The sequence below is a fragment of the Arthrobacter pascens genome (genome assembly GCF_017052465.1).
Taxonomy (GTDB): domain Bacteria; phylum Actinomycetota; class Actinomycetes; order Actinomycetales; family Micrococcaceae; genus Arthrobacter; species Arthrobacter pascens.
On sequence record NZ_JAFHKT010000143.1, the window covers coordinates 52,267 to 75,530 of the forward strand.

Annotated in this window: 21 protein-coding genes; 12 read left to right on the plus strand and 9 right to left on the minus strand. The window is 67.8% G+C overall.

What is annotated here, in order from left to right; genetic code table 11:
- The first annotated feature begins 11 nt into the window (after positions 1–11).
- Together rph and rdgB are read left to right on the plus strand one after the other, a co-directional pair.
- On the plus strand, positions 12–770 hold the full coding sequence (rph, locus tag JYA52_RS13310; RefSeq protein ID WP_240460304.1) for a ribonuclease PH: 759 nt from the start codon (positions 12–14) through the stop codon (positions 768–770).
- 14 nt (positions 771–784) lie between these two features.
- On the plus strand, positions 785–1,441 hold the full coding sequence (gene rdgB, locus JYA52_RS13315; protein WP_205653658.1) for an RdgB/HAM1 family non-canonical purine NTP pyrophosphatase: 657 nt from the start codon (positions 785–787) through the stop codon (positions 1,439–1,441).
- Between the two features lie 85 nt (positions 1,442–1,526).
- Here the strand turns inward: rdgB and JYA52_RS13320 are convergent, their stop codons facing one another.
- Complete coding sequence (locus JYA52_RS13320) at positions 1,527–2,294, minus strand: DedA family protein (RefSeq protein ID WP_205653779.1); 768 nt, start codon at positions 2,292–2,294, stop codon at positions 1,527–1,529.
- Between the two features lie 68 nt (positions 2,295–2,362).
- Between JYA52_RS13320 and JYA52_RS13325 the strand changes: the two genes are divergently transcribed.
- On the plus strand, positions 2,363–3,436 hold the full coding sequence (locus tag JYA52_RS13325; RefSeq protein WP_205653659.1) for a 3'-5' exonuclease: 1,074 nt from the start codon (positions 2,363–2,365) through the stop codon (positions 3,434–3,436).
- Positions 3,437–3,445: 9 nt separating this feature from the next.
- Positions 3,446–3,982 (plus strand): DUF4395 domain-containing protein, encoded by a 537-nt coding sequence (locus JYA52_RS13330; protein ID WP_205653660.1) that lies wholly within the window; start codon positions 3,446–3,448, stop codon positions 3,980–3,982.
- Here JYA52_RS13330 and JYA52_RS13335 read toward each other — a convergent pair.
- Entirely contained in the window at positions 3,969–5,096 is a 1,128-nt protein-coding gene (locus JYA52_RS13335; protein ID WP_205653661.1) for an ADP-ribosylglycohydrolase family protein, read from the minus strand. The two genes, JYA52_RS13330 and JYA52_RS13335, sit on opposite strands and share 14 nt — an antisense overlap.
- A gap of 208 nt (positions 5,097–5,304) precedes the next feature.
- Here JYA52_RS13335 and JYA52_RS13340 point away from each other — a divergent pair, with 208 nt between their 5' ends.
- The 4 genes from JYA52_RS13340 (at position 5,305) to JYA52_RS13355 (ending at position 12,216) form a co-directional block, all read left to right on the plus strand.
- Positions 5,305–6,294, plus strand: coding sequence for an aquaporin (locus JYA52_RS13340; RefSeq protein WP_205653662.1), 990 nt, complete (start codon positions 5,305–5,307; stop codon positions 6,292–6,294).
- An 80-nt stretch (positions 6,295–6,374) separates the two neighbouring features.
- A complete protein-coding gene (locus JYA52_RS13345) occupies positions 6,375–7,556 on the plus strand; it encodes an exonuclease SbcCD subunit D (protein WP_205653663.1) in 1,182 nt (393 codons plus the stop codon).
- On the plus strand, positions 7,553–10,582 hold the full coding sequence (locus tag JYA52_RS13350; RefSeq protein WP_205653664.1) for an AAA family ATPase: 3,030 nt from the start codon (positions 7,553–7,555) through the stop codon (positions 10,580–10,582). Before JYA52_RS13345 ends, JYA52_RS13350 begins: the two co-directional genes overlap by 4 nt.
- A 128-nt stretch (positions 10,583–10,710) precedes the next feature.
- A complete protein-coding gene (locus JYA52_RS13355) occupies positions 10,711–12,216 on the plus strand; it encodes an MFS transporter (protein WP_205653665.1) in 1,506 nt (501 codons plus the stop codon).
- Here the strand turns inward: JYA52_RS13355 and JYA52_RS13360 are convergent.
- Entirely contained in the window at positions 12,176–12,910 is a 735-nt protein-coding gene (locus JYA52_RS13360; RefSeq protein WP_205653666.1) for an IclR family transcriptional regulator, read from the minus strand. The genes JYA52_RS13355 and JYA52_RS13360 overlap by 41 nt on opposite strands.
- Positions 12,911–13,104: 194 nt before the next feature.
- On the opposite strand from JYA52_RS13360, the gene JYA52_RS13365 reads away from it, so the two are divergent.
- From JYA52_RS13365 to JYA52_RS13375, 3 genes are all read left to right on the plus strand, one after another.
- Positions 13,105–13,635 (plus strand): flavin reductase family protein, encoded by a 531-nt coding sequence (locus tag JYA52_RS13365; protein WP_205653667.1) that lies wholly within the window; start codon positions 13,105–13,107, stop codon positions 13,633–13,635.
- A gap of 53 nt (positions 13,636–13,688) precedes the next feature.
- Complete coding sequence (hpaB, locus tag JYA52_RS13370) at positions 13,689–15,143, plus strand: 4-hydroxyphenylacetate 3-monooxygenase, oxygenase component (RefSeq protein WP_205653668.1); 1,455 nt, start codon at positions 13,689–13,691, stop codon at positions 15,141–15,143.
- Between the two features lie 147 nt (positions 15,144–15,290).
- The gene (locus JYA52_RS13375; RefSeq protein ID WP_205653669.1) at positions 15,291–16,622 is read left to right on the plus strand and encodes an MFS transporter; all 1,332 of its coding nucleotides are present in this window, start codon (positions 15,291–15,293) and stop codon (positions 16,620–16,622) included.
- 96 nt (positions 16,623–16,718) lie between these two features.
- On the opposite strand, the gene JYA52_RS13380 is transcribed toward JYA52_RS13375, so the two are convergent.
- The 6 genes from JYA52_RS13380 to JYA52_RS13405 form a co-directional block, all read right to left on the minus strand.
- Entirely contained in the window at positions 16,719–17,471 is a 753-nt protein-coding gene (locus tag JYA52_RS13380) for a phosphoribosyltransferase (protein ID WP_205653780.1), read from the minus strand.
- 150 nt (positions 17,472–17,621) lie between these two features.
- A complete protein-coding gene (locus tag JYA52_RS13385; protein ID WP_205653670.1) occupies positions 17,622–18,449 on the minus strand; it encodes an alpha/beta fold hydrolase in 828 nt (275 codons plus the stop codon).
- Between the two features lie 4 nt (positions 18,450–18,453).
- Entirely contained in the window at positions 18,454–18,783 is a 330-nt protein-coding gene (locus JYA52_RS13390; RefSeq protein WP_056426240.1) for a biotin/lipoyl-containing protein, read from the minus strand.
- On the minus strand, positions 18,776–19,756 hold the full coding sequence (locus JYA52_RS13395) for an alpha-ketoacid dehydrogenase subunit beta (RefSeq protein ID WP_205653781.1): 981 nt from the start codon (positions 19,754–19,756) through the stop codon (positions 18,776–18,778). Before JYA52_RS13395 ends, JYA52_RS13390 begins: the two co-directional genes overlap by 8 nt.
- A 130-nt stretch (positions 19,757–19,886) precedes the next feature.
- Positions 19,887–20,924, minus strand: coding sequence for a thiamine pyrophosphate-dependent enzyme (locus tag JYA52_RS13400; RefSeq protein ID WP_205653671.1), 1,038 nt, complete (start codon positions 20,922–20,924; stop codon positions 19,887–19,889).
- Positions 20,925–21,057: 133 nt separating this feature from the next.
- The gene (locus tag JYA52_RS13405; RefSeq protein WP_240460305.1) at positions 21,058–22,515 is read right to left on the minus strand and encodes an amino acid permease; all 1,458 of its coding nucleotides are present in this window, start codon (positions 22,513–22,515) and stop codon (positions 21,058–21,060) included.
- A gap of 176 nt (positions 22,516–22,691) precedes the next feature.
- Between JYA52_RS13405 and JYA52_RS13410 the strand changes: the two genes are divergently transcribed.
- Positions 22,692–23,171 (plus strand): Lrp/AsnC family transcriptional regulator, encoded by a 480-nt coding sequence (locus JYA52_RS13410; protein WP_205653672.1) that lies wholly within the window; start codon positions 22,692–22,694, stop codon positions 23,169–23,171.
- Positions 23,172–23,264 lie beyond the last annotated feature (93 nt).

Below are 23,264 nucleotides of genomic sequence, written 5' to 3' on the forward strand. Positions count from 1 at the left end.
AAGCTAAAGGCATGACTTCCGAAGCAACCACTGCCCCCGTCATCCGTGCCGACGGCCGCACCCCGGACCAGCTCCGCCCCATCAGCATCACCCGCGGCTGGTCCAAGCAGGCGGAGGGATCCGCCCTGATCGAGTTCGGCAACACCCGGGTACTGTGCACGGCTTCCCTGACCGAGGGCGTTCCCCGCTGGCTCAAGGGCGAAGGCCGCGGCTGGGTCACGGCCGAATACGCCATGCTGCCGCGCGCCACCAACACGCGCTCCGACCGCGAATCCGTCAAGGGCAAGATCGGCGGCCGCACCCATGAGATTTCACGCCTGATCGGGCGTTCGCTGCGCTCGATCATCGACACCAAGGCGCTCGGCGAAAACACCATCGTGCTGGACTGCGATGTCCTGCAGGCCGACGGCGGGACGCGGACCGCCGCGATCACCGGCGCCTATGTGGCCCTCGCCGAGGCGATCCGCTTTGCCCGCGAGAACAAGATGATTGCCCGGAACGCCCAGCCGCTGGTGGACACCATCGCCGCCGTGTCCGTTGGCATCATCGACGGCGTTCCGATGCTTGACCTGCCGTACATCGAGGATGTCCGGGCCGAGACCGACATGAACGTCGTGGTGACCGGTTCCGGCAAGTTCGTGGAGGTGCAGGGCACCGCGGAGGGCGCCCCGTTCGACCGCGACGAGCTCAACAAGCTGCTCGACCTTGCACTGTTGGGGACGGAGCAGCTCGCAGCCATCCAGCGCGAAACCCTGGCCGAAGCGCCGTGAATGACAACAGCGCCGTGAGCGGCCAGAGCCCAGCGCCGGCACCCCGGCTGGTGCTGGCCACGCACAACAAGGGGAAGCTGCGGGAACTGCGCGATCTGCTGCGGGGGCAGGTTCCCGGGCTGGACGTCGACACCCAGGTAGTGGACGCGTCCGCCGTCGGAGGCCCCGACGTCGCCGAGACCGGCGTGACCTTCGCGGAAAACTCGCTGCTCAAGGCGCGGGCGGTGGCCGAGGCGACAGGGCTGGTTGCGATCGCCGACGACTCCGGATTGTCCGTTGACGTGCTGGGCGGAGCCCCGGGCATCTTTTCCGCCCGCTGGTCAGGTCGGCACGGGGACGATGCCGCCAACCTCCGGCTGCTGCTGGCCCAGCTCGCCGATGTCCCCGACGCCCACCGCGGCGCCGCCTTCGTGTGCGCCGCAGCCCTGGCGGTGCCGGCGTCGGCGGGGGACGGGGCACACGAGGTGGTGGAGTACGGCCAGCTCGCCGGCACCCTGCTGCGGGAGCCGCGCGGTGAGGGCGGCTTCGGCTACGACCCCGTGCTCCAGCCCCTCGGACTCGACCGCAGCTGCGCGGAGCTGACGCCGGACGAGAAGAACGCCATCAGCCACCGCGGGCAGGCCTTCCGTGCCCTGCTGCCCGCGATAGTCGACGCCCTCGCCGGCCGCTAGATCCCTTTAAACGGCCGTTCCCCGCATAAGCGTTGCTGGCCAGCAGCGCGTATGCGGGGAACGGCCGTTCGTGTCTCTGAGGACCCTAGGGCGTCTTGCGTTCCTCTTCGGGCTCGTGCTCCTCGATGAACTCCTCCACCACGTCGGTGCCGTACTTGGCGGCCTGACGCTTGGCGGCCATTCCCCGGAAGACCTCGATGCCGATCGGAATCACCGAGAGCAGGACGATCACGATGAAGATGATGTCCAGGTTCTCGCGCACCCACGGAATCCTGTCACCCAGCAGGTAGCCCAGCAGCGTCACGCCCCCGCCCCACAGAAACGCGCCGATGACGTTGAAGAGGAAGAACTTCCGCTTGTCCATCTGCGCCACGCCGACGATGACCGGCACGAATGTCCGGATGATGGGAACGAAGCGCGCCAGAATCAGGGCTTTGCCGCCGTGCTTCTCGAAGAATTTGTGGGCGCTTTCAACGTTTTCGTGCTTGAACAGCCGGGAATCCGGCTTGTTGAAGATCGCCGGGCCCGCCTTGGAGCCGATGAGGTATCCGGTCTGGTTTCCGATGATCGCCGCCACGATGATGAGCGCGGCGAAGAGCCAGATATTGAACTTGATGGTGTCCGTGGCCACGAGCAGGCCGGCGGTGAACAGCATGGAGTCGCCGGGAAGGAAGAACCCGATGAGCAGGCCGGTTTCGGCGAAGATGATTCCGCAGACCAGCAGCACCACCCACGGAGCCAGGGCGGGGTCGGCGAGGAAAACCTGGGGATTAAGCCAGTCGGGCAGGAACGAGGCCAGCTGCGGCTGGACAGGTCCGGCTCCTCCCAACATGGGCACGGCAAAGTCGCTGATGGCATTAAAGTTCACCTTCCAAGGGTACTTGACCGTGCCGCTGCTCCCGCGGCGCTAAAGTTGAGCCCGTGAGTTTGGACTTTACGGCGATCGACTTCGAGACCGCCAACGGCTTTCGCGGTTCTCCGTGCGCCGTTGGCCTCAGCAAGGTCCGCGGCGGTGTGATCGTCGAGGAAGCCTCCTGGCTCATGCGGCCGCCGGAAAACCACGACTCCTTCGACCACCACAACGTGCGGATCCACGGCATCAGGCCCGAGAAGGTCGCGGGCCTGCCGCGCTTCGGGGAGCTGTTCCCTGAAATCGGTGCATTCATTGGCGGCGACATCCTCGCTGCACATAACGCCGCCTTCGACCTGGGCGTCATCCGCTCCGGACTCGAAGTCTCCGGGCTTCCCGGTCCGGCGTACGACTACGTGTGCACCGTGATGCTGTCCCGGCGCTGCTACTCACTGGTGTCCAATTCGCTGCCCTTCGCTGCCGAAGAGGCCGGCGTACCCTTGGTCAACCACCACGATGCCGCCGAGGATGCGAGGGCCTGCGCCGGCATCCTGATCGACATCGCCGCCCGCAACCAGGCAAACAGCGTTGCGGAGCTCTACCTGTCACTCGGCCTGTCGATACCCCGGCAGCAGGCCTTTCACCCGGCCCAAGACGCCCTGTCCAAGGCGACCGTCGCGGCCCTCGCCGGCGGCGGCAGTGCCGGACCTGCCCGGCCCTTCCGAAGCGGATGGCCGGAGGAGGGGGACAACCCCGTACCTAATCCGGACGCCGAACCCGGCCACCCGCTTTATGGCCAGACGGTGGTGTTCACCGGCCAGCTGGCCATGCCCCGGCCGGAGGCCAAAATGCGCTCGGCCGAGATGGGGGCCAAACCGGAAAGCCGGGTCACCGCCCGGACCAGCGTCCTGGTGGTGGGCGACGGATTCGACGCCGGCGACCTCCGGTCCGGACGGCTCACCGGCAAGGCCAAGCGCGTGCTTGAGCTGCACGAACGGGGGCAGTCCATCGAGGTCTTGTCCGAGGGCGAATTCCTGCAGATGGTCGGAGGGACGCCGGGCACGACGCTGACTGGCGCCGGGCTGCCCGCTGCCGGGATTCATCTGGCGCAACAAAGCTTCCCAGCGGCGGCCCTGCGCTCCTAGCCTTGCTGCATGAGCAGACCAAGCGAGACCAGTGTGTCCCCGGCCACCGCAAGGGGCGGGGTGGACTGGCAGGCGGTGTTTGCCTTTCCCAACCCGGTCAATGAATATGCCGCCCGCATCACGGCGGGGCTGGTGGTGCTGCTCGCCGCCGCCACGCTCCTCACCGGCTTCGGCTGGGGACTTGCCATCATTGCTGCCGGCTTTTGGCTTCGCGTGCTTTTCGGCCCGAGGATCTCCCCGCTGGCGCTGCTCTCGGTCAAGGTGCTTGCTCCGCGGCTCGGGCGCGCCAAACTGGTTCCCGGACCGCCCAAGCGGTTCGCGCAGGGGATCGGGGCTGCGGTTTCCACTGCGGCGGCCGCGCTGTTCTTCGCGGGCCTGGCACCGGCGGCCTGGGTGCTGCTGGCCGTCCTCGTCGCCGCTGCTTCCCTGGAGGCCTTCGCCGGGTTCTGCCTCGGTTGCTCGATATTCGGCTTCCTGCAGCGCCGGGGCATGATCCCGGAGGACGTCTGCGAGGCCTGCAACAACATTTCCCTCAGGCAGTTGTAACGGACACCAGCTGGTCCGCCATGCCACGGATCACGTCGGGCGCCTCAAGTGCCTCCAGCCAGTCGGCCGGCAGGCACGCCTCGCCGTAATAGGCGCCCAGGATATTCCCGGCGATCGACGCCGTCGAATCACTGTCTCCGCTGTGGTTGACGGCCACGGCGATGGCCGCCTTGAAATGCTCCACCGGAGTGGGCGCTGCGCCGCTGCCACCTGTCGCCGGGCTACCCGTCGCTGTGGCCAGAACTGCGTAAAGCCCGACGGCGAGTGCCTCCTCCGCCACCCAGCCTTCCCCGAGTTCGCGGACCAGGTCCTCGGGGGTGAGCAGTCCCCTCGTCCCGGCTCCGGGGGCTGTCGCCTCGCCGGCAAGACGGAGCGCCGCGCTGAGGCGCTCGCCGAGTTCCGGCGCAGCTTCCGCATCGGACCGGACGTGGTCGGCGGCAACCTGCGCGGCGTCCAGCAGGCCCTGCCCTTGGACCAGCGAGTGGATCAGCAGGCTGAAGACCCCGGCGCTTTGGCGGGCAGAGGGATGTCCGTGCGTCAGGGAGGCGGCATCCGCGCTCAGCTTGTAGACGGATTCGGCCGGGATGTGCGGGACCAGCCCGAACGGCGCCGACCGCATGACCGTCCCGCAGCCCTTCGAGTCGGGGTTGACCGGCCGGTACACCGTGCCCATCTCACCGGTCGCCAGCCCGCTGAGGCAGGCGCCGCCGGGGGCCCGGCGGTGCCTGAGCGCAGGCTGGCGGTCAATCCAGCGCGGCTGCGGCCGAGGAGCCGGATCGGGGGCCGACACGCCCTGGGTCTCAAGCCAGCGCAGGTAGGCGAGCCAGACGCAGGCGTTCGCATCGGCACCGACGCCTGCGTTCGCCCACTCGAGCGCCTCGACGAGCCCGTCCACTGTGTACAGCGTCATCTGCGTGTCGTCCGAAAAGTGGCTGCCGCCGTCGAGCGCTGCGAAGTCCTGCAGCCCTTGCGGGCCGAACCGGCTCCGGATGGCGGCAATGGAATCGAACTCGACGGCGTAGCCGAGGGAGTCTCCAAGGGCGCCGCCCAAGAGGCAGCCATGGATGCGGGACTTCGGGGACGGCGCGGCCGCGGTGCCGGGAATATTGCTCATGCAGGTAAATTTACCCGTCGGGGACGCCACGGTTCCGCCCGCCGGATGGACCGCTGCGCTGTGTGGCCTTGCTCACCCCGAAAGGGTCCCGGTCACGGGGCGCTAAGCTCGGACTCAGCAACCGTCCAGACTCTATTGGCAGACTGCAGAGGCTGACCCGGCAGATGCCGGTGTTCCGGGCCGACGAAAAGCGAAGGATTCTCCCACCATGACCACGCCTGTGTCCCTGTCCACGACCGACGCCGAGCCGCACCCGGACGGTGCCGGCTTCCGGCCCGGACTGCTTTCCCGGCTGGCGGCCGAAGCGTTCGGGGCGCTGTTCCTGGTCGTGGCCGGGCTGGGCGTGCCGCTGTTTACCCTCCCGCAGTCGAACCCGCTGCCCGCGGCCCTCGCTGCCGGCCTGGCCGTGACGGCCGCGATGCTGGCCTTCGCCTATGTTTCCGGGGGACATTTCAACCCGGCCATCACGTTGGGCAACCTCGTCGCAGGGCGGATCAGGTCAGGCCACGCCGCCGCCTACGTCGGCGCCCAGTTGGTGGGTGCCGCCGCCGGCGCGCTGGCACTGTTCGGCGTGCTCCGCACCATTCCCAACATCCCGGACACCCGGGCCGCCTTCGACACCGTCACGGCCGGCTTCGGCGAGCACTCCGTCATCCAGGCGTCCATGGCAGGCGTCCTCCTCGCCGAAGTCCTCGGCGCCGCGCTCCTTGTGGCTGTCTTCCTCGGCACCACGGCACGCCGGAACATCCACGCAGCGGCCGCACCGTTCGCCGTCGGCCTGGCGATGGCGGTGCTTCTGCAGTTCGGGCAGGCCGTCGGCAACGCTCCGTTCAACCCCGCACGCGCCACCGCGTCCGCCCTGTTCAGCAACAGCTGGGCGCTGGGGCAGCTGTGGCTGTTCTGGGTTGCCCCGCTGGTGGGCGCGGCCATTGCCGGTCTGGTTTTCCGGGGGTTCTCGGACACCACCGGCGGCACGCCTGCAACGGGCACCGCTGCCGGTACCGCGGGATCCGACGAGGACCTGGCCCGGGATTTCGACGACGCTGCGGACAGCGACGAGGAGGCCGCGGCACGCCGTGCCGAGGCGGCCGGCGGCACGTCAGGCAGCGAGAAGCCAGCCACCGACAAGCCCGGCAGCCGGCCGGCCCCCGCCGGCGACGACGTCCGCGATTTCTTCGACGGCCCTGGCCACAAGTAGGGAACACCAGAAAGAAGCCGCTTCGGACGCGCCCACGTGCGGTCGGCAAAACTGTCAGTCCCTACGGATAGCTTAAAAACATGCGGTTACTGCACACTTCCGACTGGCACCTTGGCCGGTCCTTCCATGGCGTTGGGATGCTCGATGCCCAGCGCGGATTCGTCGATCAGCTAGTCGCGCGCGTCGAGGAACTGTCCGTTGACATAGTCCTCATCGCCGGCGATGTCTACGACCGCGCGTTGCCCGGGGTGGACGTCGTCGGCCTGCTCGACGACGCCCTCGTCCGGTTGACCGGCGCCGGAGCCCGGGTGGTGCTCACCAGCGGGAACCATGACTCCGCTATTCGGCTCGGCTTCGCCTCCCGGCTCATGGAGCGCGGCGGCGTGCACCTTCGCACCCGGCTCGCGGAACTGGACACGCCGCTGATGATTCCGCTTGGGGACCAACCGGAGGATGACCGGAGCCCTGCGCTGGCGATCTATGGCATACCGTGGCTGGAACCGCGCCTCGTGGCCGACCATTTCGGCGTGGAGACCGCCAGTCATTTCGAGGTTACCCGCGCCGCCACGGACCGCATCCGGGCGGACTTGGCCAGCCGCAGCACGTCGCGCAATGTCCACTCTGTGGTGCTGGCGCATACCTTCGCCAGCGGGGGAATCAGCTCGGACAGCGAGCGTGACCTCAGCATCGGGGGAGTCGGGGCAGTTCCTCTCGACCTCTTCGCCGGCTTCAGCTATACCGCCCTGGGCCACCTGCACGGACGGCAGGCGCTGTCGCCTGAGGTGCGCTACTCGGGATCTCCGCTGGCCTATTCCTTCTCTGAGGCGCAGCACCAAAAGGGTGGCTGGCTCATCGACGTTGACGAATCGGGCGTCACGTCGGTGGAGCCGGTGCACTGGGAGGCGCCAAGGAAACTTGCCGTCCTCCGCGGAACCATCACGGAACTCCTGGAGTCCGACCACCATGCCTGGGCCGAGGATGCCTACTGCCAGGTGACCCTCACCGATGCCCAGCGGCCGGCCCAGGCCATGGAGCGGCTGCGGGCACGGTTCCCGGACACCCTCGTGCTCGGCTTTGATCCGGAGGGCGCGCCGCCGTCGGCCAAGGTCAGCTACAGCAGCCGGCTCGCCGAGGCCGAAGACGACCTCTCGGTCTGCTGCGGCTTTCTGGAGCACGTCCGCGGCCGGGAGCCCGACGACGCCGAGCGAAGCGTGCTGGCCGAAGCGCTGGAAACTGTCCGCCTGCAAGGAGTGTCACTATGAGGATCCATCGGCTGGAAATCTGTGCCTTCGGCCCCTTCGCCGGCACGGAAAAAATCGATTTTGACATGCTCAGCGCCCATGGGCTGTTTCTCCTCAACGGCGCCACCGGCGCCGGGAAGACCAGCGTGCTGGACGCCATCTGCTACGCCCTGTACGGCTCGGTGCCCGGTGCGCGGCAGGACGGCAAGAGACTCCGCAGCGACCACGCCGAGGCGGCGACGGAACCCAGCGTCACCTGCGAGTTCTCAGCCCGCGGCCGGCGCTTCGAGGTCACACGCTTTCCGGCGTGGGACAAGCCCAGTGCCCGCGGCCGGAACGGCTTCACCGCGCAGAAAGCCAAGACCCTCCTGCGGGAGCGGGTCGGCGGGGAATGGATTGAGAAGTCCGGCCGGAATGACGAAGCCGGCGGCGAAATCGCCGCGATTCTTGGCATGGACAGGGAACAGTTCACCCGGGTTGTCATGCTTCCGCAGGGAGACTTCGCAGCGTTCCTGCGCTCCAAGGCCTCAGACCGGATGGATCTGCTCCAGAAACTCTTCGGAACGGAACGGTTCGAAGCCGTGGAGCGTGAACTGGGCCTGAAGGCCGCCGAAGCCGCCAAAGAGGTTGGCGGACACAACGGCAGGCTCGCCCTCCTGGTGGCGAGGGCGCGGGCCGAGGCCGGCGCCCTGGGGCTGGAGCTGACCGGTGCGCCTGATGCCGGCAGCGACTTGGAACTCCTGGGGTGGCTGGAGGGCGCCGCCTCGCTCCGGGCAACGGAGCTGGGCGGGGAGGCGGAAACCGCGGAGGCCCTTCGCCGCGAGCATGCCGTCCTGCTTGAGGCGGAACTGGCCCGTGAAAGCCGCCGGGTGAAACTCGCCGCAGCAATGCGCCGGAAATCAGCAGCCAGCGCCGCCGCACCCGTCCTGGAACATGATGCTGCCCGCCTTGCCCTGCATCGAAAAGCGGAGACCCTCGGTGGGCAGCTCAAAGCCGTGACCGCCGCCAATACAGCGGTGGAGCGGTCAGCCACTGCCATGGAACGCGCCGCAGCGGACCTTCACGCGGCGGCCCTCGCGGACGTTGAACTGGCGCACACAGACCCCGCAGGCATCGACACCGACGCCGAGCTTGGCCGGCTGCGGGCCCTGCTGGCCGTGGTGAACGAGCGTGCGGCAGACGAAGACCGGCTGGCAGCCCTGGCGGCGAGGAGTGCAGACCTCACCGCCGGGCGTCAGCAACTGCTGCGTACCAGCACCGACCACGCCGATTCGCTCATTGCCCTCCGCACCGACATGGAGCGGCTCCAGACCGGGATGCAGCCACTCACCCAGCTGGCGGGCGAGGCGGTGCTCCGCACCAAGGAAGCGATGGCTGCCGATGAGCTCGTTGACGTGGTCCGGCGCCACGGAGCCGCAGCTCGAAAATGCGCAGCCGCAGCAGACCGGCACCTCAAGGGCCGGGACGCCCACCAGGAGTCCCGGCAGCGGTGGCTCGACATACGTGAGCAGCGACTGGCCAACGCCGCGGCGGAACTGGCAGCCCGGCTGGAAACCGGAGAGCCGTGCCCCGTCTGCGGTGGCACCGATCACCCGGCGCCCGTCCCCGCCGCCGCATCGGTCCTGGGCCTTGCCGAGGAAGAGGAACGGGCCAGGGAGGCCTGCGATGCCGCCGAGCTGGCACTCGCCGCCCTGTCCGAGGAGCTTGCTGCCGCCCGGCAGGAACTGGCTGTCCTGGCGGGGCAGGGCGGGGACACTGATCCTGCCGAGGCCGCCGACTCCGCCAAGGTTGCCAGGGCAGCGGCAGCCGAAGCGGAGGCCGCTGAGGTGCAACTGGCTGAGGCCCGGGCCCGGTACGAGGACCTCCAGGACCGCGTCGCCACCACAGAGCAGGCATGGACAGATTGCCTGTCGCGCATCGCCCAGGTGGAATCCTCGCTGAGCGAGCTGGACCAACAGTCAGCAGCCCTGGAATCTGCGCTTGCCGCGTTGCGGGCCGGGTACCCCAGCCTCCGCCGGCGCTCCGCCGGCATCGGCGAAACGATCGCCGTCGTGGAACGGGCTACCACAGCCCGCGCAGCCCTGGAAGCGGCTTCCGCCCGGCTGGACGAAGCGCAGGCCCAGCTCGAGCTGGCCCTGCCGGAAGCCGGCTTCGGCACAGTCGCCGCAGCCCACGAGGCGCTGCTGGACCCTGCCGATGCTGCACGCCTGGAAGCGGCAGTCCTCGCGGGACGGAACGAACAGGCACGGCTTGAAGAGCTTTTTGCGAGCGAGGAGCTTGTTCTCGCCGAAGAGGAACACGCCGCAGGGGTCACAGCCGAGGAGGGTGAAGTGGACCGCCTCAAGGTCGAAGCCGAACGGGCAGCAGGACATTCCAAGGACCTGGCGCTCGCTGCCGGGCTGGCAGCACAGAAGTGCTCAGCCCTGAGAGGTCTGCGGGAGGAATACGAGGAGCAGGCCGAGTCAGGAAGGAGTCAGCGGGACAAGGCAGAGCGCCTGTCGGCCCTGGCGGACTCCGTCCGGGGCGGCGGCGACAACAGCTACCGCATGAGCCTCAACAGCTATGTCCTGGCCGCCCGGCTTGAACAGGTGGCCGTCGCTGCCTCGGAGCGGCTGGTCGCCATGAGCGATGGCAGGTACACACTCCAGCACACGGATGCCAAGGCCGCGCGGGGCGCGAAATCCGGGCTGGGGCTGGAAGTGGTGGATGCGTGGACCGGCCAGCGGCGCGACACGTCCACACTCTCGGGCGGAGAATCCTTCATGGCCTCGCTGTCGCTCGCGCTGGGTCTGGCTGACGTGGTGCAGCAGGAGGCGGGCGGCGTGGACATTGAGACGCTGTTCGTGGATGAAGGCTTCGGCAGCCTCGATGAGCAGGCCCTTGAGCAGGTCATGGACGCCCTCGAAGGCCTGCGCGACGGCGGCCGCGTCGTGGGGCTTGTCAGCCACGTGGCGGAAATGAAACAGCGGATCGGCACCCAGCTGCAGGTCGTGAAGGGCCGCAATGGTTCCACCCTGCACATCTCCGATGCCGTCACGGCAGGCTGACTCACCCCGTCCGGACCGACGGCTTGGTAATCCCTGAGTCGGTCTCCCCGTCCAGTAGAATCGGATAGTTACCGGGTTGCGCGCATCGGGAGGAGGGACGGTGCGCATGACTGAACGAGCCCGGAAACATGACTACTTCCACGGCGCCCAAGCGCCCCTCCCAGCACATCGACGCTGACGCCGCAGCTGCCGGCCCTGTAGCTGGCGACACTTCACCTGCTGACGCTGTACCCGTCGGCCCTGCCCGCTCCGGCGGCAGATTCGCCCGGCTGGCGCAGCTGGCCGGTAAGGGCTTCATTCCGCTCGGCCTGTTCGCGCGTCTCCCGCTTGCCATGCTGACCGTCGGGACGCTGACCCTGGTCACGTCCGTGAGCGGCTCCTATGCCGTCGGCGGAGCAGCGGCCGGGGCGGTGGGGATCGGCTCGGCCGTTGGTGCGCCGGTTCTGGGCGCCTTCGCGGACCGCCGGGGCCAGCGCGCAGTGCTGCTGGTGGCAGCCGTCCTGAATGCGCTGGCCGTCCTCGCGCTGATTGCCCTGGCCCGCGCGCTTCCCGGCATTGACAGTTCCGGCACCGACGGTTCCGGTGCCGGCAGTTTTAGTTCCGGCAGCGGGGGTACCGGATTATTCGCCGCAGCAGGGCCGGTCCTCGCGGCCGCTTTGCTCGCCGGTTTCAGCTGTCCCCAGGTGGGACCCCTGGCACGGGTGAGGTGGATGGCCCTGACGGCAGGCGGCCGCACAGGCAGCGGCGCCGACTTGGACACGGCCCTGGCGTACGAAGGCACGGCAGACGAACTGACATTTGTCCTTGGACCTGCCCTCGTGGGGGTGCTCGCCAGTTTGGTGGCGCCCTGGCTGCCGCTGGCCCTTGCTGCGGCGCTGACCATCACGCTCGTGCCGGCCTTCGCAATGCACCGTACGCACCTCGCTGTGCCACGCAGGGCACCAAAGTCGCGCAGCGCAGCCAAGCCCCGCAAATCCTCCAAGGCCGTGAAACGCGATGCCGCTGCGGCAGGCACGGCCCGCCGCGGCCGGTGGGCAAGCATCGCCGCCGTCGCGGTCCCAGTGCTGGCGATGACCTGCATGGGCACCTTCTTCGGCTCCACCCAGTCGGCCCTGAGTTCCTTCTCCGACGCCTTCGCGACCGCCGAGGCCGCGGGCCTCCTCTACTCGGTGATGGGGCTGAGCTCGGCGGCGGCGGCGATCACTGTCGCTTACTGGCCGGCCAGGTTTACCCTCTCATCCCGCTGGCTGGCCTGTGCCGCAGCCATGGCCGGACTGTCCGCGCTGCTGCTCCTGCCCGACTCCGCGTGGGGCATGGTCCTGGTGCTGCTGGTCCTAGGCCTCCCGGTGGGGCCGGTCATGGTGACCGTCTTTGCGATCGGCGGAATCGCGGCGCCTGCCGAACGGCTCGGAACGGTGATGACGGCGCTGGCCAGCGGCATAGTGGCCGGCACGGCCTTGGGTTCATGGACCGCCGGCCAGCTGGCGCAGGACCAGGGCTACACCGCGGCTTTCATGGTTCCGGTGGCGGCTGCGGTCCTGCTGTTCGTGCTCGGCGTGGTGGCCGCCGTCGTCGTCCGCCGGACCGGCGGGCTCAGGCGAGCTGCGCTTCTATCCGCGCAGCGCTCCCGGTGAGTGCCGCGGCGACGTCGGCGGTGTCCTGGGACGAGCGGATATAGACGACGGCGACCGCCGCCGGCCGTCCGCCCGGCACCCGGATGGGGGCGGCCAGCGAGGAAACCCCCGCAATGACCTCATCGTGGCTTGCGGCGTATCCCCGGATACGCGCCTCCGCGGCCTCCGCGCGGTACGGCACGCCGGGGGCCAGCCGGTTCCAGTCGTCTTCCGGCAGCGCCGACTGGATGGCAATGCCGGGGGCGCCGCTGCTGATGGGGTGGCGGGAACCGGGGTGCTGGACCACCGTGGCGGCCGAATGCCGCGGCTCCACCGTGACGAGGGTGACGCAGTCCTGGTGGTCCCAGACAGCAATAAACGCTGTCATGTTGAGGGAATTGGCAAGCTGGGTGAGTTCAGGGAGGGCCGCCGTCTGGAGGTTGCGGGAGACTCCCCTCGCCAGGACAGCAAGGCCGGGACCCGGCTGCACCCTCCCGGCGTCGTCACGCACCAGCAGCGAGTGGTCCTCGAGCGTCCGCAGGATCCGGTATGCGACCGACCGGTGGACGCCCATGGCATCCGCGAGTTCGGCGATCGTCAGCGGATTCTCGGCTTCGGCCATGATTTCCAGGGCCCGGATGCCCCTGGAGAGCGTCTGCGACGGTGAGGCCTGGGCTTGCGCAGCCGGTGCACCGGCACTGGCGGTTGGATTCATGCTGTCCATCCTAGGCGGGGAGAACGGGGCGGGTTGTTCCCAGGGGCTTGTGTTGGGCGTCACGTTCAGCTAGCGTTCCATATAGGAATTTTGAGTTCAACTATAGAATACGCCGTCCGGGTGTACCACCGTCTTCGGTGTCCCGGCGGCCGTCATTCACCGGACTCACTCCTCGGCACCCAAAGGAGCCGACGATGATCGCGAAGCCGGACGCGGGCCCGGAAATCCCGGGGCGGACATCGGTTCCGCGTGCCCATCACTTCCGCGGCAGCCTCGGAAGGTTCGCCACCGGCGTCGCGATCGTCACGTTCGACGGCGTCACCAAGCGCCACGGCATCACGGTGAACTCGTTCACGTCGGTGTCCATGGAGCCGCCGCTGGTGCTCGTCAGCATTGCCCGTGCCACCAAGGCGCACGACGAGCTGGCCGGGCGGCCGTTCACCGTCAACATTCTGGGGGCGGAACAGCGCCAGCTGGCCATGCACTTCGCCGGCCGCCCGGGTCCCGAACCGCTGTGGGTGGAGAGCGCGACGGCGCCGCGCCTGTCCAATGTCCTCGCCTGGTTTGAGTGCCAGCCCTGGGCGGCGTACGACGGCGGCGATCACACCCTCTACCTCGGCGAGGTAGTGGACTTCAACTACCGCAACGGGGACGCGCTCGCCTTCGCCAACAGCGCGTTCACCACCATCCCGGAAAGCCAGTTGGGCATGGAAGATCTCCTCTGACGCACATCCCCGCCCGAACAACCTGCAGTTCAACGACGACTGGAGACAGAACAATGGGAATCCGCACCGGCCAGCAGTACCTCGACAAACTCAACGGCATGACCCCGCACGTCGTGATCGACGGCGAAGTGGTCAGGGAGAAGGTTGCGGAGCATCCTGCCTTCCGCAATGTGGCGAGGTCCTACGCGAAGCTGTTCGACATGCAGCACGATCCGCAGCACCAGGAAGCGCTGACCTACGCGTCACCCACCACCGGGGACCTCGTCAACGCGTCCTTCCTCGTTCCCAAGACGGTGGAAGACCTGCGCCACCGGCGCCGCGCGATTTCCACCTGGGCAGAAGCGTCCAACGGTTTCCTGGGGCGCACCGGAGACTACATGAACTCCGCACTGACGGCGCTGGCCACGGCCGGGACATGGTTCTCCCAGGCTGACCCCAAGTTTGCCGAGAACATCCACAACTACTACGAGTGGGCGCGCGAGAATGACTCCCTGGCAACCCACACCCTCATCCCGCCGCAGGTCAACCGGTCAGTGTCCGGCTCCGAACAGCTCGGTGGCCAACTGACCGCCCACATCGTGGAGGAGCGCGAGGACGGCATTGTCATCCGCGGCGCCCGCATGCTGGCCACCATCGCGCCCATTGCGGACGAACTGCTGGTCTTCCCGTCCACGGTGTTGCGCGGCACGCCCGAAGATGCGCCCTATTCCTTCGCCTTCGCCATTCCCAATGACGCGCCGGGGCTGCGGTATCTGTGCCGCACCTCGCTCTATAACGGCGGCAGCACTCACGACGAGCCGCTGGCCTCCCGCTACGAGGAAATGGATGCGGTGGCCATTTTCGACGACGTCTTCGTCCCGGGCGAACGCATCTTCATGCTCGGGAACCCCCAGCTTTGCAACTCGTTCTACGCCGAGACCGGTGCTGGCGCACTCATGACGCACCAGGTGGTGACCCGCACGGTTGCCAAGAGCGAGTTCTTCCTCGGGCTCGCGTCCGAGCTGGCGGATTCCATCGGGATCGACGGCTTCCAGCACATCCAGGAGGACATCGCAGAACTGATCATCGACGTCGAGATCGGCAAGGCCCTGGTGCGTGCCTCGGAAGCCGACGCCGAGCTGAACGACGCCGGCGTCATGCTGCCCAAATGGAGCACGCTCAACGCCGCGCGCAACTGGTACCCGAAGGTCGCCCAGCGCTTCCCGCAGATCATCCGTAAGTTCTCGGCCTCGGGACTCATGGCGCTCCCCGGTGAAGCGGATGTCAACAGCGAGGCGAGGGCGGACATCGACCTCTACCTGCAGGGGAAAACGCTCACCGGGCCGGAGCGGGTGCGCCTGTTCAAGCTGGCCTTTGACGCCTCCATCTCCGGCTTCTCGGGCCGCCAGTCCCTTTATGAGTACTTCTTCTTCGGTGACCCCGTCCGGATGGCCGGCGCCCTCGTCAACACCTATGACCGCGAACCGGTCAGGGCCAGGCTTCGGGAATTCCTGAACCGGCAGGACTGACCAGGCAGGACTGAATGGGGCCAGCTTGAAGATTTAAGTGTGCATTGTCACATATTCATAGTATCCTCTTACCAACTGACCGTTCGATCAGTAAATCGTGCGGCGCCCCAACCCCGGCAGTAGCCCTGCCCCAGCCACGGAGTTCCAATGACCGCAGCTTCTTCCGTTGATTCCGAGACCGGCCCCAGCAGTAAGCACGAGGAACGCAAGGTCCTCGCGGGGACGCTGGTCGGCACCACCATTGAGTGGTACGACTTCTTCATCTTCGCCCAGCTCACGGGCACGCTGCTTTCGCCGCTCTTCCTCACCCCGCTGCAGCAGTCCAATCCGGGCCTGGCGCAGATCCTCTCCTTCGCCCTCATCGGCATCAGCTTCCTCTTCCGTCCGCTCGGCGCCGTCATCGCCGGCCACCTCGGAGACCGGCTGGGGCGCAAGGCGATGCTGGTGTTCACACTCTTGATGATGGGGGCTGCAACATCCCTGATCGGCATTTTGCCGACGTACAGCCAGATCGGCCTCTGGGCTCCCGTCCTGCTGATCACGCTCCGGATCATCCAGGGCTTCTCAGCCGGCGGCGAGTGGGGCGGTGCTGCCCTGATGGCCGTGGAGCACGCACCGATGAGCAAGCGGGGAATCTTCGGGGCATATCCCCAGATCGGCGTCCCCATCGGCATGATCCTGGCTACGGGCCTGCTGTTCTTCCTCAACAGCAGCATGTCGAGGGAGGACTTTGCTGCCTGGGGCTGGCGCGTTCCGTTCCTGCTGTCCATCGTGCTGATCGTCGTCGGATACCTGATCCGGCGGGCTGTGGCCGAGAGCCCCGTCTTCCGGGAGATGGCCGCCCGCAAGGCTGAGAGCAAGGCCCCGCTGGGCGAGCTCATCCGCCATCACAAGAAGCCGGTCCTCTACTCGACCCTGATCTTTATCGCCAACAACGCGGCAGGCTACCTGCTGATCGCCTTCTTCATCTCCTACGCCACCCGGTCCCTGCAAATGCCCGTGCCCCAGGTCCTGCTCGCCACGACGCTTGCCTCATTTGGCTGGCTGATCTTCACGCTGGCGGGCGGCTGGCTGTCGGACCGCATCGGCCGCGTCAAGACCTTCCTGACGGGCTACGCCATCATCTTCGTCTGGATGATCCCGATGTTCGCACTCATCGACACCAGGAACATCTGGCTTTACGGGGTGGCGCTGTTTGTCCTGACGATCGGCCTTGGCCTTTCCTACGGCCCCATGTCCGCCATGTATGCAGAGATGTTCCCCGCGAACGTGCGGTATTCCGGGATCTCGATCGGCTACGCGTTCGGTGCCATCCTCGGCGGCGCGTTCGCTGCCACGATTGCGGAGTCCCTGCTCCAGAGCACCAAGTGGACAGGTTCCATCGGCATTTACATCATGGTCCTGTGCGTGATCTCCGCCGTCGGCGTACTGCTGGCCAAGGAGACCAAGGGCCGCCTGCTGGGCGTCAGCCGGCACTGACGGCTGTGCAGCCGAACAGGCAAGGAACACGTTAGTACGTTCGCGTGACGGCGGGCCCGGGCCGGAGGTCCGGGCCCGCCGCCGTTTCCGGCCGGGTCAGGCGTTCGCGCCGTGCAGCAGGCCTATGGCGTCGTCGTCGGTCAGCTGCTCGAAGCTCCGGTAGAAACTTCCCACAGTCCGGAACTTACCCGGCAGGTGCAGGCAGAGCACGTCGCAGACGCGTGAGAGCGACCGTTCCGCCTCGATCGACCCTACGGGCGCCGCGGCCACCACCCGCGCGGCGCCGGCCGCTCGTGCTGCCTCCACTGCGGCCCGCATGGTGGCACCGGTGGCAAGGCCGTCGTCGACCAGCACCACCGTCTTGCCGCCCAGCGTCAGGGCCGCGCCGGGGTAGGAGCGGGCGCGGCGCATCAGTTCGTCGCGCTCGCGGTGTTCCACCAGGTCCAGCCATTCCTGCTTGCCGCCGGTCTCCAGGATGCGCTCCACGAGCGGTCGGTTCAGCAGCCGGACAATCCTGCCGGTCTCAGCGCTTTCCGATCCACGCCCTTCCGCCAGGCCTGCCGGCCCGGCCTCGCTCCCGCCGTCTTCGGCTTGCGCGGCGCCCCAGGCTGCTATCGCACGCGCGTACGCCAGGGCGCCGAAGGCCGTCTCCTCATGGCCGGGGATGCCGAGCTTGCGGACCAGGAGGGCGCCGTAGGGCAGGTGGAGGGCCGCGGCGGCGGCGGCCGCCACGGGGATGCCGCCGCGCGCGAGTCCGAGCAACACGGTGTCCGGCTGTCCGCGGAATTGTGGAAGGGCCGCGGCAAGGCGCCTGCCGGCATCTTCCCGGTCCTCAAAAACCATGCCCATGGGATCCTCTTCCGGTTTCTCCACCAGTCAAACCCAGCCTACCGCCGTCGTCCGGCCAGGGACCGCTGCCTGCCGTGGACGTTCCAGTACTTCTGAGCCTTCCTCTGCCGCGGGGGGGAAGAATCGGGCGGGAAGAGCCGGGGCGCCCGGCTAGCTGCCCAGGAAGTTGACGGCAGCCTGCTTGAACGCGCGGCTGGTCACGGCGTTGGTGTGGGTCCGGCCGGGCAGCAAGAGCTGCTCGGCCATGGAACCCGCCTTGGCGGCCAGCTGCGCCAGCTGCGGCAGGGAGGCTGCGCGCTCGTCGTTTTCACCGGCCACCAGCAGCATGGGCATGTGCGGCACCGCCTCCGCGGGGTCATAGGGCTCGGTCTTGATGGCCTCCACCAGGGACAGCAGGGCAAAGATGTTGTTGCTCGGCAGTGCCTGGGCCATTTTGAGGAGCCCGGCGGTGGACTCATCCTCAATCGGCGTGCCGTCGGCCAGGTAATGCTGGGCGGCTACGAGGTCGAACTCGGCCAGCGGATCAGCCATGTTCGGCCCGCCCAGGACCAGCCGGTGCACGAGCTCCGGCTGGGTGGCGCCGAACTCCCAGGCGAGCCGGGAACCCAGCGAGTAGCCGATCACGTCAAGCCCGCTGGAAGGGTCACCGGCCTCCGCGGGCCGGGCGCCGGCGTCGAACGCTATCTGCAGGAGGTCCGCACGGATCCGGCTCGGCGAATAGGAGTCCATGTCTTCGGGAGCGCCGCTGCGGCCGTGGCCGGGAAGGTCCACCGTGATGACCCGACGGCCCGCCTCCAGGAGGACCGCGAGCCAGCCGGTGTCCTCCCAGTTGAGCTTGCTGGAGGAAGAGAACCCGTGGATCAGCAGGACGGGCCGGAGCCCGGCGTCGGTCTTGGGCTCATGCACGGCGACATACAACTGGGGATCGGTGCCCTCCACCGTGTGCAAGTGCTGTTCGCCGGTGTGTCTGCCGCTCATCATGTCAGTCCTCATCAAGTACGGCGCTCAGGCGGACCCGGCGCTTCGGTGCCTCTTCCTTCGGGACCGTGCCCACAATGCCGGCGGTGTTGTCCGGCACCTCAAACACAATCAGGGGCTCGCCGACATTGATCTTGTCGCCGGGCCCGCCGTGGATACGCACCACCTTACCCGCCTGCGGGCTGGGCAATTCAACAGCGGATTTCGTGGTTTCCACCTCGACGAGAGGCTGGTTGCGCTCCACCTGGTCGCCGGGCGCGACGAGCCATTCCAGGACGGTCGCCTCGATGAGGCCTTCGCCGAGGTCCGGCAGCGGGAAGGAAATTTCAGCCACGGCGGTACTCCAATACTCGCTGGATGCCGAACAGAATCCGGTCAATGTTGGGAATGTACTCGTCCTCCAGATCCCCGGACGGATACGGAACGTCGAATCCCGTCACCCGCTCCACGGGGGCCTTGAGCGTGTCGAAGCACCCCTGCGTGATCAGCTGGGCCACCTCTGCGCCCAGCCCTGAAGTCAGCGGCGCCTCATGGACGACGACGGCGCGCCGCGTCTTGCGCACGGACGCCACCAGCGCCTCGGCGTCGATCGGCTTGAGCCAGCGCAGGTCCAGGACCTCGACGTCGATGCCGTCTTCGGCGGCGAGGTCCGCCACCTGCAGGCAGCGGGCCACCATCGCGCCCCAGGCCACGAGCGTGATGTGGCGCCCGTGCCGCATGACCTTCGCGCCGGTGGGCGGACCGGCGTCGGGGGTGTCGGCAGCACGCAGATCCACGTCGCCCTTCTGCCAGTAGCGCGACTTCGGTTCCATGAAGATCACCGGGTCGGGCCGGGTGGCGGCGTACTTGAGCAGGTGGTAGGCCTCGTGCGGGTTCGACGGCGAGACAACCTTCAGGCCCGGCACGTGGGCGAAGAGCGCCTCGAGGCTTTCGCTGTGGTGTTCGGGGGCGCGGATGCCGCCAAAACTGGGAACACGCAGTGTGATGGGCATCGGCAAGGCGCCGCGGCTGCGGTAGTTCATCCTGGCCATCTGGCAGACGATCTGGTTGATGGCGGGATAGGCGAAGCCGTCGAACTGGACCTCCGGGATGGGGTGGAAGCCGGCCATGGCGAGGCCGACGGACATGCCGAGGATGCCGGACTCCGCGAGCGGGGTGTCGAAGACACGGCTTGCGCCGTGTTTTGCCTGCAGCCCGTCGGTGATGCGGAAAACGCCGCCGAGCCGGCCGCAGTCCTCGCCGAAAATCACGGCCCGGGGGTTCTCCGCCAGGACCTCGTCGAGGGCACGGTTCAGCGCCTGCTGCATGGAGAGCGTGACCGTGTGGCTGCCTGCGGGCGCCTCCGGATCCGGCGATGGAGCGTCCGGTGATTGAGCCTCCGGTGATTTCGCGTCCGGTGATTGAGCCTGTCGAAATCCCGTCATGGTTCCTGCGCTCCTAGACATGTTCTGACTCCTCGCGCCACGAGGCGGACTGGGACTGCAGTGCCGGCGTTGTTTCCTGGAATACGAGGTCGAACATCTCGCTGCCGGGCCGCGGACCGAGCGCTTCGAGTCCCTCGCGGACCATTTCCGCTTCGGCGGCGGCGGAGGCTTCCGCCCGGGCGAAGAACGCTTCGTCCGCGAGGCCGGCGCTCAGCAGTTGCTGACGGAACCGGCGCAGCGGGTCCTCGCCGGCGCCGTCGCGTTCCTCGTCCAGTGAGCGGTAGCGTCCCGGATCGTCTGATGTGGAGTGCGGCCCCCGGCGGTAGGTCATGGCCTCGATGATCACCGGTCCGTTCCCGGACCGGCAGTGGACGAAGGCGCGACGGGTTGCTTCCAGGACGGCGAGGACGTCGTTGCCGTCCACCTGCAGGGCCGGAATGCCGTAGCCGGCGCCACGGGCGGCAACCGAGCCGCCCGCCACCTGGCGCTCGGTGGGCACGGAGATGGCCCAGCCGTTGTTCTGGACGAAGAACACCACGGGGGCCTTCATCACCGCCGCGAAGTTCATCGCCTCGTGGACGTCGCCCTGCGACGATGCGCCGTCACCCAGGTATGTCATCGCCACGGCGTCGCTGCCGTCCAGGGTCTGGCCGTGGGCCCAGCCCACCGCGTGCAGCACTGAGCCGGCCACGACAGCCTGGATCGGGGCGAGGCGCGATGTCTTGGGATCGTACAGTCCGCCATGCCAGGTGGCCTTGTGGGTGGACATGTACTCCACCATGTCCACGCCCATGGCTCGGGCCACGCCCATCTCGCGGTACGTGGGAAAGACGAAGTCCCGCGAGGTGTCAACGGCGTACCCGCTGCCTACCTGGGCAGCTTCCTGGCCCAGCTCGGGGGCATAGCCGGGGATGACCCCCTGGCGCTGCCAGGCGACGGCCGAGGCATCGAGGCGGCGGACCGCGGCCATGAGCGAGTACAGCTCGCGCAGCTCGTCGGGGGTGGGCGGGGCGGCGGCAGTGCCGTCATCCGGAAGCGGCAAAGTGTCCATGGCTGTGACCCTAGTCACCGCCCCGGTGGCCGGCAATCAGCAGGTTGCGGGCCGATCAGACTGTGAGGACTGCGCAGCAAAACGCCGGCCGTACTGCACAAATTGTGCAGTACGGCCGGCGTCCTCCCGCTGGCTACTTGGGCGCGCGGGCAGCCGAGGAGCCGCGTGATCCTTCATCCGCCGCGTCCGCTTCCGGATCGGCGGAGGTTGCTGCGGACCTGGCACCGGACCTGGCAGCGAACCTGGCCCCGAAGCGGCAGGCCGCGGCGATGCCGGCGATCAGCAGAATGGTGCTGATCAGCTGGATCCGGCTGCTCTCCGCGCTGAAGCCCACGGCGAACACCAGCCCAAGGAGCACCAGCCCGAAAACTGTGAGGGCCGGGAAACCCTTCATGCGCAGGGGCAGGGGAGTGCCGTCCCGGTCGGCCCGCCGGCGCAGGATCAGCTGGGAGACCAGGGCTGAGCCCCAGACCACCAGGCATGTCGAGCCGACCAGCTGGAACAGTGCGGGCAGGATCCGTTCGGGGAACAGCAGTTCGAGGACAGTGGCAATGAATCCGAACGCTACGGAGACGCCGACGGCAAGCACCGGCACCTGGGCGCTGCTGAGGCTGGACAGGAAACGGGGTGCCTCGCGGCGCTGGGACAGCGAGTACACCATGCGGGAGGCGCCGTAGAGGTTGGCATTGAGTGCGGAAAGAAGGGCGACGACGGCGACCAGCGTTATGGCTGTAGCGGCGCCGGGAATGCGGGCCGCGTCCAGGACTCCGGCGAACGGCGAGGCGAGGGCCTCGGAGGTGGCCGGGAGGACCGCCGCAATGACGAACACCGATCCGATGTAGAAGACCAGGATGCGCCAGACGACGGTCCGGATGGCCTGGGCCACGCTGCGCTCGGGGTTTTCCGTCTCCGCCGCGGCGACGCTGACGATTTCCGTTCCGCCGAAGGCGAAGATCACCACGAACAGGGCCGTCGCAATGCCGCCGAGTCCGGCCGGCGCGAAATCGGACGTGACGTTGGCCAGGCCGGGGGAGGCGACGTCCGGCAGGATTCCCAGGAGCAGTGCGGCGCCAATGGCCAGGAACAGCACGATGGCCGCGACCTTGAGGATGGCGAACCAGAACTCGAACTCGCCGAAGTTCTTTACCCCGGCCAGGTTGATGGCCGTGAACACCACCATGAAGGTGAGCGCCAGGGCCCAGACGGGAATGACGGGCCAGACCGAGAACAACAGCCCGGCCGCGCCGAGGGCTTCCGCGGCGATGACCACCACGAGCTGCAGCCACCAGAGCCAGCCCACGGTGGCCCCGGCGGTCTTGCCCATGGCCTTCTCGGCATAGACGGAGAACGCTCCGCTGTTGGGGTTGGCTGCGGCCATTTCGCCCAGCGCCCACATGACCAGGATGATCAGCGTGCCGGCGACCAGGTAGGAGAGCAGGACCGCCGGGCCGGCGGCCTGGATACCGGCCCCTGACCCGAGGAACAGGCCGGCGCCTATCGCGCTGCCCAGTCCCATCATCGTCAGCTGGCGGGGTTTCATGCTGTGGCCGAGTTCTCCTGCCGGACGCTCCGCCGTGGACTTCATTGTCATGCCTGCGTACCTTCTTGGGGTCGGTGGAAAGGGGCCCTTTTGGGACCTTTTGAATTTACCGCCTTGTGGCCGCCGCCACGGCATCAGCGTGTGAGACCATGGATGCAAATTGTGCAGGGCGCGTGCCGGAACAGCTCCATTTTGCCTTGCCGGTAATGCGAAGGTGGGGAAGACTGATGATGGTCGACGGGCTGGACGCCAAAATTGTCCGATTCTTTACCGATGCACCGCGGTCCTCTGTGCTCGAAGCCTCCCGGGTGCTCAAGGTCGCCCGCGCCACCGTGCAGTCTCGGCTGGACCGCATGACCGAAGGCGGCGTGATCGGATCGTGGGTGCCGCATCCGGACCCCTCCCATTTCGGCTTTCCGGTGGTGGCCTTCTGCTCGCTGACCATCAACCAGGACCTGGGGCACGACGCCGTGGTCGAGGCGCTCGCGGAGATTCCGGAGCTGATCGAGATCCACACGGTGTCCGGCAGTTCGGACCTGATGGCCCGCATCGCCGCCCGCTCCAACCCGGACCTGCAGCGCGTGCTCGACGCCATGATTGCCACGAAGACCGTGCTGCGCTCCTCGTCGGTGATCGTGCTCAACACCCATTTCCAGGGCAGGACACTGCCCCTGCTGGAAGCCGAGGCTGCCCGCACCCGCCGGTAGCCGCAGCGCGTCAGCGGAAGGCTGCAAGAAACATTTTGTCTGGCGCCGGTTGAGCCGTAGAATCAGTTTTAGTCATTGTGACTATAACTAGCG